This window comes from Corynebacterium pseudopelargi, from assembly GCF_003814005.1.
Taxonomy (GTDB): domain Bacteria; phylum Actinomycetota; class Actinomycetes; order Mycobacteriales; family Mycobacteriaceae; genus Corynebacterium; species Corynebacterium pseudopelargi.
This window is the reverse complement of sequence record NZ_CP033898.1, coordinates 1,083,901-1,097,511: the sequence shown is the minus strand read 5'-3', so window position 1 is coordinate 1,097,511 and position 13,611 is coordinate 1,083,901. Positions and strand designations below refer to the sequence as shown.

Here is a 13,611-nt window from a genome sequence, read left to right as displayed (position 1 = left end):
CAGCGGCCGTGAATGCAACACCCTTAGCTGTTCAATGCCTCACGCACGGCAGCTACTGCCTGCGAGAACCCACCGATCTGTGCACCGGAACCTTGGGCCATATCGGCCTTACCGCCGCCGTTGCCATTGACGTACTGGCCAACCACAGCAGCAAGCTCCTTGGCGCTCAGGCCCTGATCAATCGCGACCTTGGTTACGCCCACTACAAAGGGCACGCGCGAACGGGCATCCTCGGCGCCAAGGACCACTACGCCGGGTGCGCCACCAAGTTTCTGCTTGAGATCAGTAGCCAGGGTGCGCAGGTCCTTGGCCTCGGTGCCCTTGGGAAGCTGCTGATGCACAAACTGCACACCGGCCACGTCCTCGGCACCGGCGAGCATCTCGGCAGTACCCGAAAGTAGCTGCTTGCGGTGCAGCTCTGCGATCGTCTTTTCGGCCTCCTTGAGCTTTTGAGTCAAGGCCGCAACGCGTTCTGGTACTTCTTCAGACTTCGCCTTCAAGGAGCTGGCCACGCCCTCAACCAAGGCGCGTTCCTTAGACAGGTAACGGAAGGAATCCAAGCCCGAGTATGCCTCGATGCGGCGAACACCGGATCCCACGGAGGATTCTCCAAGCACTGCCACCGGGCCAATCTGCGAAGAATGCGAGACGTGCGTGCCGCCACACAGCTCCATGGAAAATGGTCCGCCGATTTCTACAACGCGAACGACCTCACCGTAGTTTTCGCCGAACAGTGCCATAGCACCCATGGCCTTGGCTTCTTCCAAGGAGGTTTCGATGGTGTTGACCTGCCAGTCTGCATCCACTGCCTGGTTGCTAATGGCCTGGATCTGCTCAAGCTGCTGTGGGCTCAACGCATCGGTGTAGTTGAAGTCGAAGCGCAAATAACCAGGCTTGTTCATCGAACCGGCCTGTACCGCTGTGGGGCCTAGCACCTCACGCAGGGCAGCGTGGATGAGGTGGGTTGCAGAGTGCGCCTGGCGTGCAGCGTGGCGCCAAGCAGGATCCACCAGCGCCTGCACATCGTCGCCGACGATCAAACCGCCCTGCTCCACGGTGGCTTTGTGCACCCAGAGCTTCTTGCCTACCTTTTGCACATCGCCCACGCGCAACACGGTGCCGCCGGCTTCGATGGTGCCGCGATCGCCCAACTGTCCGCCGGATTCTGCATACAGCGGAGTGACGTCCAAGATCACTTCCACTTCATCGCCTTCGGCGGCTTCCTGTACCTGCTGGCCATCACGGATCAGGCCAAGCACCTTGGAATTGCTGTTGAGCTCTTCAAAACCAGTAAATTCCGTGGGGTGCTCATCAACGAATTGGCGGTACACGCTGAGGTCTGCATGGCCATGCTTTTTCGCCTGCGAGTCTGCCTTGGCGCGAGCAACCTGCTCAGCCATGAGCTTATGAAAGCCTTCTTCGTCTACCTTCAGCCCAGCTTCCGAGGCCATCTCCAAGGTCAAATCGATGGGGAAACCGTAGGTATCGTGCAGCGTGAAGGCCTCTTGGCCAGACAAGGTTGCGCCACCTTGAGCCTTTACCTGGCCTGCGGCCTGCTCAAAGAGGTGCGTGCCTGATTCGAGGGTGCGCAAGAAGGCAGTTTCTTCTGCCAAGGCCACCTTGAGAATGCGCTCACGCTGTTCAGCGATCTCCGGGTAAGAAGGCGTCATGGTGTCCATGATGGTGTTCATGAAACGCTCCATGGTTTTACCCTGGGCGCCAAGCAGGCGTGCCGATCGAATAATGCGGCGAAGCAGGCGGCGCAGGATATAGCCACGGCCCACATTGCCGGGGGTCACGCCATCGAGAATGATCATCATGGCGGTACGGGAGTGATCGGCAATCACCCTGAAGCGGATGTCGTTGATGCGATCGGTATCTGGATCCTCGTACTTGGTGCCGGTGACTTCTTCAGCCACATCGATAACGGGGCGAAGAAGGTCGGTTTCATAGACGTTATCTACGCCCTGCAAAATGCAGGCAACACGCTCCACACCAAGGCCGGTGTCGATGTTCTTCTTTGGCAGGTCTCCGAGGATCTCGAAATTGCCCTTGCCAATGCCCTCACCGCGTTCCTTTTCCATGAAGACCAAGTTCCAGATCTCCATGTAGCGGTTATCGTCGGCGATGGGGCCGCCTTCTTTGCCGTATTCCGGGCCGCGGTCGTAGTAAATCTCCGAGCAAGGCCCGCAAGGGCCAGGAATGCCCATGGACCAGTAGTTATCCGCCATGCCGAGGCGCTGAATCCGCTCGCTGGGCACGCCGATGTGTTGCTCCCAGATTTCTGCAGCTTCGTCGTCGTCGAGGTAGACCGTCACCCAAAGACGCTCCGGGTCGAGCCCATAGCCGCCTTGTTCCACATCGCCGGTAAGCAAGCTCCATGCCTGCTCGATGGCACCTTTTTTAAAGTATTGGCCGAAGGAGAAGTTGCCGGCCATCTGGAAGAAGGTGTTGTGGCGGGTGGTGATGCCGACTTCTTCAATGTCGAGGGTGCGCACACACTTTTGAATGGAGGTGGCTTTGCCCTGAGGGAAGGGAGGGTTTTGCTGCCCAAGGAAATACGGCTTGAAGGGCACCATGCCAGCATTGACAAACAGCAGGTTCGGGTCATCAAGAATCAGTGAGGCACTCGGAACCGCCTCGTGGCCTGATTGGACGAAGTGTTGAGTAAACCGTTCCCGAATCTCATGGGTTTGCACAGCGAAACGCCTCGTTAGCTTTCTTCTCGTAAATGGTTCTATCAATGCCCACGCTTTGGCAAAAGGCAGGCAAGTACAGGAGTACTCTACCGCAGATTATCCATCATGCTTGGCACGGATTATTTTGCGCAGTCTTGGCCAAAGTGTTGCGAGCTTTCGTTCCTCGCCGTGCTCGCTGGGCTGGTAATACTGCACCTGTTCCATGCCATCTGGCAGGTACTGCTGGGCAAGCACTCCATTGGGGTGATCATGGGGATAGCGATAACCCACCGCATTACCCATGGCTTTTGCGCCCTCATAGTGGCCATCGCGAAGATGCGCTGGCACAGGACCTGTATGACCTTTGCGCACATCATCTAAGGCAGCATCAATGGCACGAATCACCGCATTAGATTTTGGCGCGGTAGCCAAGTGGATGGTGGCCTGAGCAAGATTGATCCTAGCCTCGGGCATACCGATCAACTGCACCGCCTGCGCTGCAGCAATGGCGCTTTGCAAGGCGCTCGGATCAGCCATGCCGATATCTTCACTAGCGTGGATTACTAATCGACGAGCCAAAAACCGCGGATCTTCTCCGGCCTCGATCATCCTTGCTAGATAGTGCAGTGCCGCATCCACATCAGAGCCACGGATTGATTTAATCCAGGCGCTCGTAATGTCATAGTGCTGATCGCCGTCTCGGTCATAGCGCACCACTGCCCTATCAATGTGTGCGCTCACCGTGGCAGCATCGAGCACGGCTCCGGGAGCAACGGCCTCTGCCGCAGCCTCTAGATAAGTCAAAGACCGGCGAGCATCACCACCTGCAAGGCGAACCAACTGCTCAATGGCTTCTTCGCTTACTTCAAGCTCTCCGCGATAGCCGCGTTCATCTTCGATGGCGCGGCTTAACACCTTTTTAATGTCGGCATCTTCAAGCGAACGCAGTTGCAAAATCAGCGAACGCGAAAGCAGCGGAGCCACCACTGAAAAGGAAGGGTTTTCCGTTGTGGCTGCCACCAGCAAGACCACACGATTTTCCACCGCGGCTAGCAGTGCATCCTGCTGGGTTTTAGAAAAACGATGCACCTCATCAATAAACAGCACCGTTTTCTCGCCGTGGATTTGGCGCCTCCTGGCCTCGGCAATCACCTCGCGCACTTCCTTCACGCCAGCATTAAGCGCTGAAAGCCCGACAAAGTGATGCCCGGTGGCGGCACTAATCAGCGAGGCAAGGGTGGTTTTTCCCGTGCCAGGTGGCCCGTACAAAATAACGGAGGCATCCCCTGAACCCTCAATCAACCTGCGCAAAGGCTTGCCCGCACCCAGAAGATGCTGCTGGCCTACGACTTCTTCGAGCCGTTGCGGGCGCATCCTTGCCGCCAAGGGGGCATGAGCCCCCGTATCGGGCAATGAGGAATGGCTAGGGTTGGCGTCGAAAAGGCTATCCACGACGATCCACGCGCAACGCTTCTACCACCGCGCCTGCAAATTCGCCTACCACCGGGAAACGATAATCGGCGTTTCTTTGGGCAAAACGCTGGACAGACTCGAACGTCTCATAAAGATCCTGCCGGATCAGGTCATAATCCTCGTGGCCTTCCATGGCCTCCTGGAGGATGTTGAAGTGGTGCTGCTCCAACATGCCAAGCACCGTATCGGCATCGACGGCCTCGAGCCCCTCAAGTTGAGCAAGCTGGTAAAGATCCGCAAACGCCGTGGTCATCGAACCAATGTGCATCATGGCAAGGCTAGAAAATGCCCAACCAACCAGCGCGATCAAAATGCGCGCCTGTAGGCGTTGATGGTTGCGAACATTCGGCCAGAGATCGCCAACCTCATCCACCCACGCATCAATGAGCGTATCGGCCTCATCATCACTGATTGGGCGCGAACTCAGATACTGCGGGAAACCGGCAATCACGCAGGCAATATCGAAGGTGACATCCCGGAAGCCCGCCCATTCATAATCCAAGAAATGGGTGCTCTCGGAGACGATGATGTTGTCCGGGGAAAGATCAAAAGGCGTAAAGGCACGGTGCTGACCGCGAAGCAAACGACGCTTCGACTCAGCCGCCATCTCCGCGACGATCTCTGGCACCGGGATACCCGCCTGGGCCACGATCTTCATGCCTACCTCGATAGACAAGCCCAGCAGGTGTTCTCTAAAGCGGTGCATCTGCTGGATTTCCGGATGCTTTTGCAGCATGCGGCGCAGCAAAATATCGAAGTGCTGCTCTTTGGTCGCGGTACCTGCGTGCATCTTGCCCAGTGACTCGCCAAGATTACGCAGGATCTCCATGCGCAAGGCTTCCTTAGAGGTAGAAAGCAGCTCGGCAAAGGTATCCCCATCACCAGAATCGGAGATGACAATGATGCGAGCATCCACGTCATAGGCCAACAGCACCGGCCCAGGACGAACATCCGCGTTTAAAGAGGTGGTGAATTGATAGGCAATGACCTCGCGCAAAAACATCGAGGCATCAATGAGCTCCCCAGTTTCTGGGACGTGCTTGATCACCACAGAACGAGCCTGCAAGAAGGGCGAAGGGGCCACTTTTGCCCGCGCCACCACGGCAGTACCCGAGCCACTGAGTCGAGTGACCTCTTTGAGCTTTTGCACCCCGCCGAGGCGCTTACTCAGCACATCCTCTGCGGTACTTACGATGGCGTCGAGCTGCGGTTGTTGTTCTTGCACGCCTATGCTCCATTTCCATTCACAATCCTGGCTTTGCATCTTTGCCCCAACAACGACGGTTGAAGCAGCAAGCCTGGGCGCACCGAATCTCAGTGCGCAAGTGCTCAAGCATTGGGTAGGCCTGGCACTGCTACGTGTTCAGCCAGAACACGATGCAAGGCTCACGGTGTCTCCCGTGAGCCTTGAGTGGATCGCGCTTGTGCGCGCATCCATCGGCAATCAATGGCCTACCCTATCACTTATATGCAGTAATGCCTATATCCGCGATGTTGCCGCAACACTGCCGCCAAGCAGTGAGTAAACCTGGGCAGGCCACCAGCCTTATCCACTATTTACGCTGGTTATTTATCAGCTTCTTGCTTTTTCTTCGGCTTGAAATCCACGCCCGTTTCACGGCGCTGCTCCAGAGGAATCGGCGCAGGCGCGTCGGTGAGCGGATCCACGCCACCACCGGACTTCGGGAAGGCGATCACATCACGGATGGAATCAAAGCCGCCGAGCAGTGAGACGATGCGGTCCCAACCAAAGGCGATGCCGCCATGTGGCGGAGCACCGAAGGCGAAGGCCTCGAGCAGGAAGCCGAACTTCTCCTGAGCCTCCTCATCGGTGATACCCATAACCTTGAACACGCGCTCTTGCACATCGCGGCGGTGGATACGAATGGATCCGCCACCGATCTCGTTGCCATTGCACACAATGTCATAGGCATAGGCAGTGGCCTCGCCGGGATGCTCGTCAAAGCTATCCATCCACTCCGGCTTCGGAGAGGTAAAGGCGTGGTGCACAGCGGTCCACTTGGAGTGTCCAAGTGCCACATCGCCGGAGGCGGTGGCATCAGCAGCAGGCTCGAACAGCGGTGCATCAACAACCCAGGTAAAGGCCCAGTCGCCTTCCTTGATCAGATCCAGCTTGCGGGCGATCTCCCCACGGGCAGCACCCAGCAAGGCTCGAGAAGACTTGGTATCGCCTGCTGCAAAGAAGATGCAATCGCCCGGCTTTGCGCCCACATGCTCTGCAATGCCGGCACGCTCTGCTTCGGTGATGTTCTTGGCCACAGGACCGGAAAGCTCGCCATCTTCGCCGACGAGGATATAAGCCAAGCCCTTGGCGCCGCGTTGCTTTGCCCACTCCTGCCATGCATCGAGCTGGCGACGAGGCTGAGAAGCGCCGCCTTCCATCACGACTGCGCCAACGTATTCATTCTGGAACACGCGGAAGGTGGTGTCCTTGAAGAACTCGGTGCACTCGGTGATCTCAATATCGAAACGCAGATCCGGCTTATCGGAACCGTACTTCTTCATGGCCTCGGCATAGGTCATGCGAGGAATCGGCGTCGTAATTTCATAGCCGATCAAGCTCCAAAGCTCTTTGAGGATTTCCTCTGCAAGCGCGATCACGTCTTCTTGATCAACAAAGCTCATCTCCACGTCGAGCTGAGTGAATTCAGGCTGACGATCGGCGCGGAAATCTTCATCGCGATAGCAACGAGCAATCTGGTAATAGCGCTCCATGCCAGCCACCATCAGCAACTGCTTGAAAAGTTGCGGGGACTGCGGCAGCGCGTACCAGGAACCTGGCTTGAGACGAGCCGGCACCAGGAAGTCTCGAGCACCTTCTGGGGTAGAACGAGTCAAGGTGGGAGTCTCGATCTCTACAAAATCGTGGCGATCCAGCACTCGACGGGCAGCCTGGTTGGCCTTGGAGCGCAGGCGCAGTGCATTGTTTTGGCTGCTACGACGCAAGTCGAGGTAGCGGTACTTCAGGCGAGTTTCTTCGCCCACCTCACCCGACTGCGAGGGATCATCGATCTGGAAGGGCAACGCCGCCGACTCATTGAGCACCTCAAGTTCGGTAGCGCTTACTTCAATATCGCCGGAGGCCAGGTTGGGGTTCTCGCTACCTTCGGGGCGCGCCTCGACCACACCGGTGACCTTCACACAGAACTCGCTGCGCAAGTGGTGTGCCTGCTCAGCCACGGAAGAATCGCGGAACACAACCTGAGCCACGCCAGAGGCATCACGCAAATCGATAAAGATCACTCCGCCGTGATCACGACGGCGCGCCACCCAACCACTTAGCGTTACGGTTTGTCCGACCGCCTCTTTGCGGAGGTCACCCGCGAAATCTGTGCGAAGCACTTCGGCACCAAATCCTTTCCCTTTTTCTCTGTTCTCACGCCACTTGGGCGCATAAAGGCATACTAAGCCATTGATCTTACCCTTTAAGCCCACAGCACCTGCTGCCAGCCCTGCCATGGACCAGTGCCTGCAGCAACATTCGATATTGCCCAAGCTATGGCATGATCAGCACATGACCTTTCGTGGTGGCATTGATAAGCCAGAAAACCTCGCTCGTACCGGCGGCGGTGGCGGTGGACGCATTGCTGTAGGCGGCGGTGTGGGAACCCTGCTTTTAGTCGGGCTCTTCTTACTCATGGGCGGCGATCCCTCACAGCTCGGCGGACTCATCGGCTCGGATACTCAGCAGCAGCCTCAACAGCAAAGCGCACCAGGCGAGTTGGAACACTGCAAGACTTCCGACGATGCAAACCGCTATGCCGATTGTCGCGTGGAATTTACCGGCATCTCCTTAAATCAGGTGTGGAACGCTCAGCTTCCCCGGCAGGCAGATATCCCCTATACCAAGCCCAACTTGGTGGTGTTTAATGCTCAAACCTCCACCGGGTGTGGCGTCGCCTCATCTGCCACCGGGCCGTTTTATTGCCCTGCTGATCACACGGCCTATTTTGATGTCAGCTTCTTCGACTCCTTAGAGCGCTACGGCGGGCAAAACGCCCCCTTCGCGCAGGAGTACATCGTGGCGCATGAGTTTGGCCACCACATCCAAAGCCTCGAAGGAACCCTTGGGCTTTCCGATTACAACGACCCAGGCCCAGATTCGATGGCTGTCAAGATCGAGCTGCAGGCAGACTGCTACGCCGGCATCTGGGGTCATTTTGCCGATAAAGGCGAGGATGCCTTCCTGGAACCGATCACCCAAAGCCAAGTTGAGCAGGCAATTGATGCTGCCCGCGCAGTTGGCGACGATAATATTCAGCAACGAGCTGGTCGTGATGTAAACCCTGAATCATTCACCCACGGCACTTCCAAACAGCGCCAAGAAGCGTTCTTGCAGGGCTATCGCACCGGTTCAATGGCAAGTTGCGATTATCTAGACCGCAACGCCTATAGCTAGACACCGGGAGACCTGAATGCGAATCGATGCGCAACGGCGCCGTTCAAATATTCTTGCTGCTGGCGCACGTCTGCTGCTCTGCCAAGGTGATGCGATGACCTTAGAGGGCGTGGCCAAACGGGCAGGCGTAGGCATCGCCACTGTCTACCGCCACTTCCCTACCCGCGCGGCGCTCGTAGATCAGATCCTGCTCGATATTGCCCTCCAGGGCATTAACGATCTTGAGCAATTAGTAGAGCAACCGCCAGCAACTGAGGCCGAAGGCGAGGCCATGCTCGCCCGCTTGCTCAACTTGATTAATACCATCGGCCTCAATGCCGTGATCCCAACCCTGCTCAGCACCGATGAGCACAAACTCAACCAGGCCTCGCTTGATGCCAAAGCACGCCTGCTTGAGCTGCTTACGCAAGTAGTACAAGAGCTCAAGGCGGTCCATGTAATCCACGAAAGCATCGAGGCGCTTGCCTTCTATAACGGGATCGTGCGGCTTTTAGGCAACCAGGATGGTGGTGTGCACTCCGACTTTGAAGCCAAGCAGCAAGACCTGTTGAATATTTTTCTTGCAGGGTGTCGCCACGGAGTAGCCACCAAAGCTGTGCGAAGTTAGCCCTGTTCACAGCCCTGCGCCTACACTAAACACCCATGCGCACTTTGACGATTATCTCCGGTGGTCTTGGCGAGCCCTCCAGCTCCCTGGCTCTTGGCAACACCATTGCCGAGGCCGCGCAGAAGGCAGTGCAAGGTTGTGGCTCTGATTTAGAGGTGCATGCTTTAAGCCTGAAGGATCTCGCCTTCGATCTGGCGCACTGCATGACGCACAATGGTGAGCTCACTCCAGCGCTGCAGCGAGCAATTTCGCAGGTGAAATCCTCCGATGCCCTCATCGCCGTCACGCCAGTGTTCAAGGCCAGCTACTCGGGGCTTTTTAAGATGTTCTTCGATGCGCTCCAGCCTCAAGACATCAAACAAATCCCGGTGATCATCGCCGCGAATGCAGGCTCCCAGCGCCACGCTTTGGTGCTTGAGCACGCAGTGCGCCCCCTGTTTAGCTACCTCAAAGCGGCGATTGTTCCCACCGCCATTTTGGTGACTCCCCAAGACACCACCGAGGAAGCACTCCCAGCGCTGAATAATCGCATTCACCGCGCCGCCAATGAATTGGCCATGCTGATGATCCCCGAATACCAAAAGGGCACCCACCAGATCTAAAGCAGCAAAACGGCACGAGTTGGCCTCACTATGGCAATACGCCCACAGCTACATGCTGTGGGCGCCACGCTTTTTGGCTCTAACTTGCACGCTAGGGCTGCACGTTAGGGCGCGTGCGTTCTAGCCGGCGAGGAGGCGTTGGACGTATTCCACCAGGGCGTTTTGTTCCACCATCTCCTGGGTGTGTTCACGAAGGTTCTTTACCGCGATCACGCCTTGTTCTAATTCGCGATCGCCCACCACGAGCGCACAGGTAGCTCCTGCCCTATCGGCGCCCTTCATGGCACCTTTAAGGCCGCGATCGCCATAGGCCATATCGCAACGGATACCTGCTGCACGCAAAGTGTTCAACAGGGGCATGAGCGCCCGTTTAGCGTCTTCACCCATGGCCACACCGTAGACATCCACACGGTTGTGCTTACCGAATTCTTTGGCCTCTGCATCAAGGGCAAGCACGCAACGATCCACGCCGAGCGCGTAGCCGATGCCGGAAAGTTCTTGGCCACCAAGTTGTGCCATCAGGCCGTCGTATCGGCCACCGCCACCAATACCAGACTGCGCACCCAGTCCATCGTGGACGAACTCGAAGGTGGTCTTGGTGTAATAGTCCAAGCCACGAACAAGGCGCGGATTAATGGTGTAGGCAACGCCGAGATCATCAAGCACACCAGTGACGGTTTCGAAGTGCTTCTGGGATGCTGCAGAAAGGTGGTCCACCATCAGCGGCGCATCGGCGGTCATTTCCTTGACCTCCGGGCGCTTATCATCGAGCACACGCAGCGGGTTAATCTGGGCGCGCTGCTTGGTGGCCTCATCCAGCGGCAGCTTGAACAAAAATTCCTGCAGCTTCTCGCGGTATTCGGGGCGGCATGTAGCATCGCCTAAGCTGGTGAGCTCGAGGCGGTAGCCTTCTAGGCCGATCGCCTTCAGGCTTGCATCTGCAAGGGCGATTACCTCGGCGTCCAGATATGGATCATCCACGCCGATGGCCTCAACGCCTACTTGTTGGAGCTGGCGGTATCGGCCTGCCTGGGGGCGCTCGTAGCGGAAAAATGGTCCGTAGTAGCTCAGCTTCACCGGTAGCTGGCCGCGGTTGAGATTGTGCTCGATTACTGCTCGCATCACGCCAGCGGTGCCTTCGGGGCGAAGGGTGACAGAGCGCTCACCGCGATCGGCAAAGGTATACATTTCTTTGCTTACTACGTCGGTGGATTCACCGACACCGCGGGCGAAAAGGGCGGTATCTTCAAACACCGGCAACTCGATGTGCTCGTAGCCTGCCAAATGCGACTGGTGCGCAAAAGTGTCGCGCACCTGCAAAAAGGTTCGCGATTGGGGTGGCAGGTAATCGGGCACGCCCTTAGGCGCGGCAATCGTCGGGAGCTTTTTCGCGTTAGTCACGCCTGCTATCTTAACGCCCCGCCATGTGGCGACTATTGCAGGGCTTGGGCAAAGAGGTTTCGTGGAATGCTTTCGGCCACGCCACGCTTTGCCTTCCCAATGCCTTGAAAAGGACTACTTCAAGGAAGTAAGGAAGGGATTCGTTGCAAATTCTGCCCGCGCCGTGGTGGCTGCTCCGTGCCCTGGGAGGATTTGCAACGCAGGATCAAGGCGCAACACCTCATCGCGCAACGATTGCTCCATCGCCTCGGGGTCCGATTGCGGCAGATCGGTACGCCCAATTGATCCTTGGAATACAACGTCGCCGCTTATACACAGCTGCTTGCCCACAAAGAGCACGGAGCCGGGCGAATGGCCTGGTGCATGACGCACCTCGAAGGCTTCGCCACCAAGCTCGATAGTTTGGCCATGTTCGAGGTAGCGCAGGTCTTTGGCCTGCGGCATGGTGTGTGCCTGGAAGAGCACCTTGGATTGTTCTAGCACTCCATCGCCTGCTTCCAGCATGAATGCATCATCTGGATGAATCCACAGTGGCACATCCCATGCATTGGCTAGTGCTGCTGCATCTCGGGTGTGATCGATATGGCCGTGGGTGAGCACTACGTGTTCCAGGGTGCGGTTGTGTTCGCGTAGGTATTGTTCGACCACGGGCTGCGCTTGCATGCCGGGGTCGATCACGCTGAGCTTGGCGCCATCGTCAAAGAGGTAACAATTGGTTTGATACGGCCCTGCAACAAATCCGAGAATATCCACCTTTGCAACTGTAGTCTCTGCAGCTACCGGGCAACCACAATGAGCAAACCCCCAACGCATCCAGGCGCTGGGGGTCACGGTGTTTATTGCCGAGTTTTTAAGAGGCCGTGTCGAGTGCTTCTACCGCGGCGTCATAATCGGGCTCGGTGCCGATTTCTTCTACCAACTGGGCGTGGAGGATGTTGCCGTCTTGATCGGCCACCACAACTGCACGCGCCATGAGTCCCTCAAGCGGGGAATCTTGGAGTTTTACGCCGAAGTCTTGAGCGAAGTTGCTACGGAAGCCGGAGGCGCTGACGACGTTTTCAATGCCTTCTGCACCGCAGAAACGAGCCAGCGCGAAGGGAAGATCCTCGGAGACGCACAATACGGTGGTGTTGTCCAGTGCTGCCGCGCGCTGGTTAAATTCGCGCACGCTGGCGGCGCATACGCCGGTGTCGATGGAGGGGAAGATATTGATCACGAGGCGTTTGCCGGCGAAATCCTGGTTGCTGAGCTCTTTAAGCTCGGTGCCTACCAGCGTGAATTCTGGAAGTGAGCTGCCAACCTCGGGAAGGTTGCCATTGGTGTGTGCTTCGTTGCCTTGGAAATGAGTTAATGCCATGTGCCAAGCCTAAGTGCTGTGTTGCTATCTCGCCACCCCTGCTTGCAAGCTAGGCTCAGCCAGCTTGAAGCGCTGGGTAAGTCTTTATCGCTGCTGCTTTTAGTACCTATATCGCTTATGCAATGCGCTCCAAGGCGCCGTTTAAGGCTATGCTGGGTGGGCATTGTTGCCCCGAGCTTGAGCGTCTTAGCGCTTATACGGCCCGGGGATGGTTCATACATAGAGGAGTTGACAGTGAGCAACCAACAACGCCGCCGCGAGGCGATGGAAAAGCTCGAACATCAGGTAAAACGAAATGAACGTAAGCAGGGACGTTCCACGCCGATGGCCATTGGTGCTATCGCCGCCGTAGCTGTGTTGTTGGTTGGTGGTTACTTTGGTTACCAATACTTCAACGAAGATGAGCAAGAACCTCAAAGCAACACCCTGGCATTAAGCCGTGAGACTGCGCTTGGCGATACGGTCAATTGCGAGTACCCGGATGCCGGCGAAGCGGCAAAGAAGGTAGACAAGCCAAAGACGAAGGACGTTGCCGCAACCGGCACCGTGAACATCACCTTTGATACCACCGCCGGCGAGATCCCGCTGAGCCTGGATCGTGCCGTTTCTCCTTGTACCGTCAACGCGATCGAGCACCTAGCAAAGTCCGGCTTCTACGACGACACAGTCTGCCACCGCATGGTCACCGAAGGCCTGCACATCTTGCAGTGTGGCGATCCCACCGGCCAGGGCACTGGCGGCCCAGGGTTTAGCTTTGCCAACGAGTACCCCACCGATGAGGCTGAAGATCAAGCAAGCCCCGTGGTGTACCCGCGTGGCACGGTGGCCATGGCTAACTCTGGCCCGGATACCAATGGCTCACAGTTCTTCTTGAACTACGGTGACTCTCCCCTGCCTCCTGCCTACACCTACTTTGGCAAGATCGAGCAGCCCGGCCTTGACACGCTCGACGCTGTTGTTGCCGAAGGCGTTGATGGTGGTGGAAGCGAAGGCGCTCCTAAGAAGGAAGTAAAGATTACCTCCGCTAAGGTGCAATAAGCTTTTCTAGCAATAACGCCCAAGCACATGATGTG

General features: G+C 57.0%; 12 protein-coding genes. 5 read left to right on the top strand and 7 right to left on the bottom strand.

What is annotated here, in order from left to right:
* Nucleotides 1-23: 23 nt before the first annotated feature.
* From alaS to CPPEL_RS05180, 3 genes are all read right to left on the bottom strand, one after another.
* On the bottom strand, nt 24-2,699 hold the full coding sequence (gene alaS, locus CPPEL_RS05190; protein WP_123960134.1) for an alanine--tRNA ligase: 2,676 nt from the start codon (nt 2,697-2,699) through the stop codon (nt 24-26).
* Nucleotides 2,700-2,795: 96 nt separating this feature from the next.
* A complete protein-coding gene (locus CPPEL_RS05185; RefSeq protein WP_342767988.1) occupies nt 2,796-4,130 on the bottom strand; it encodes a replication-associated recombination protein A in 1,335 nt (444 codons plus the stop codon).
* A complete protein-coding gene (locus CPPEL_RS05180; protein ID WP_245990512.1) occupies nt 4,123-5,376 on the bottom strand; it encodes a protein kinase family protein in 1,254 nt (417 codons plus the stop codon). The genes CPPEL_RS05185 and CPPEL_RS05180 overlap by 8 nt, the downstream gene beginning before the upstream one ends.
* A gap of 4 nt (nt 5,377-5,380) precedes the next feature.
* On the opposite strand from CPPEL_RS05180, the gene CPPEL_RS05175 reads away from it, so the two are divergent.
* Nucleotides 5,381-5,677, top strand: coding sequence for a hypothetical protein (locus CPPEL_RS05175; protein WP_164470324.1), 297 nt, complete (start codon nt 5,381-5,383; stop codon nt 5,675-5,677).
* 40 nt (nt 5,678-5,717) lie between these two features.
* On the opposite strand, the gene aspS is transcribed toward CPPEL_RS05175, so the two are convergent.
* Nucleotides 5,718-7,514 (bottom strand): aspartate--tRNA ligase, encoded by a 1,797-nt coding sequence (gene aspS / locus CPPEL_RS05170; RefSeq protein WP_123960131.1) that lies wholly within the window; start codon nt 7,512-7,514, stop codon nt 5,718-5,720.
* A 172-nt stretch (nt 7,515-7,686) separates the two neighbouring features.
* Here aspS and ypfJ point away from each other — a divergent pair, with 172 nt between their 5' ends.
* Genes ypfJ through CPPEL_RS05155 form a run of 3 tightly spaced genes read left to right on the top strand, consistent with a single transcriptional unit; the run spans nt 7,687 to nt 9,780 of the window.
* Complete coding sequence (ypfJ, locus tag CPPEL_RS05165) at nt 7,687-8,571, top strand: KPN_02809 family neutral zinc metallopeptidase (protein ID WP_123960130.1); 885 nt, start codon at nt 7,687-7,689, stop codon at nt 8,569-8,571.
* 16 nt (nt 8,572-8,587) lie between these two features.
* Nucleotides 8,588-9,178, top strand: a complete 591-nt coding sequence (locus CPPEL_RS05160; protein WP_123960129.1) for a TetR/AcrR family transcriptional regulator — start codon at nt 8,588-8,590, stop codon at nt 9,176-9,178.
* A gap of 35 nt (nt 9,179-9,213) precedes the next feature.
* Nucleotides 9,214-9,780 (top strand): CE1759 family FMN reductase, encoded by a 567-nt coding sequence (locus CPPEL_RS05155; RefSeq protein WP_123960128.1) that lies wholly within the window; start codon nt 9,214-9,216, stop codon nt 9,778-9,780.
* Nucleotides 9,781-9,900: 120 nt separating this feature from the next.
* On the opposite strand, the gene hisS is transcribed toward CPPEL_RS05155, so the two are convergent.
* The 3 genes from hisS to tpx all read right to left on the bottom strand — a co-directional run bounded on the left by hisS (nt 9,901) and on the right by tpx (nt 12,538).
* Complete coding sequence (hisS, locus tag CPPEL_RS05150; protein ID WP_164470381.1) at nt 9,901-11,181, bottom strand: histidine--tRNA ligase; 1,281 nt, start codon at nt 11,179-11,181, stop codon at nt 9,901-9,903.
* 114 nt (nt 11,182-11,295) lie between these two features.
* The gene (locus CPPEL_RS05145; protein WP_123960126.1) at nt 11,296-11,934 is read right to left on the bottom strand and encodes an MBL fold metallo-hydrolase; all 639 of its coding nucleotides are present in this window, start codon (nt 11,932-11,934) and stop codon (nt 11,296-11,298) included.
* Nucleotides 11,935-12,031: 97 nt separating this feature from the next.
* Nucleotides 12,032-12,538 (bottom strand): thiol peroxidase, encoded by a 507-nt coding sequence (tpx, locus tag CPPEL_RS05140; protein ID WP_123960125.1) that lies wholly within the window; start codon nt 12,536-12,538, stop codon nt 12,032-12,034.
* 264 nt (nt 12,539-12,802) lie between these two features.
* On the opposite strand from tpx, the gene CPPEL_RS05135 reads away from it, so the two are divergent.
* A complete protein-coding gene (locus CPPEL_RS05135) occupies nt 12,803-13,576 on the top strand; it encodes a peptidylprolyl isomerase (protein WP_123961234.1) in 774 nt (257 codons plus the stop codon).
* Nucleotides 13,577-13,611: the final 35 nt, after the last annotated feature.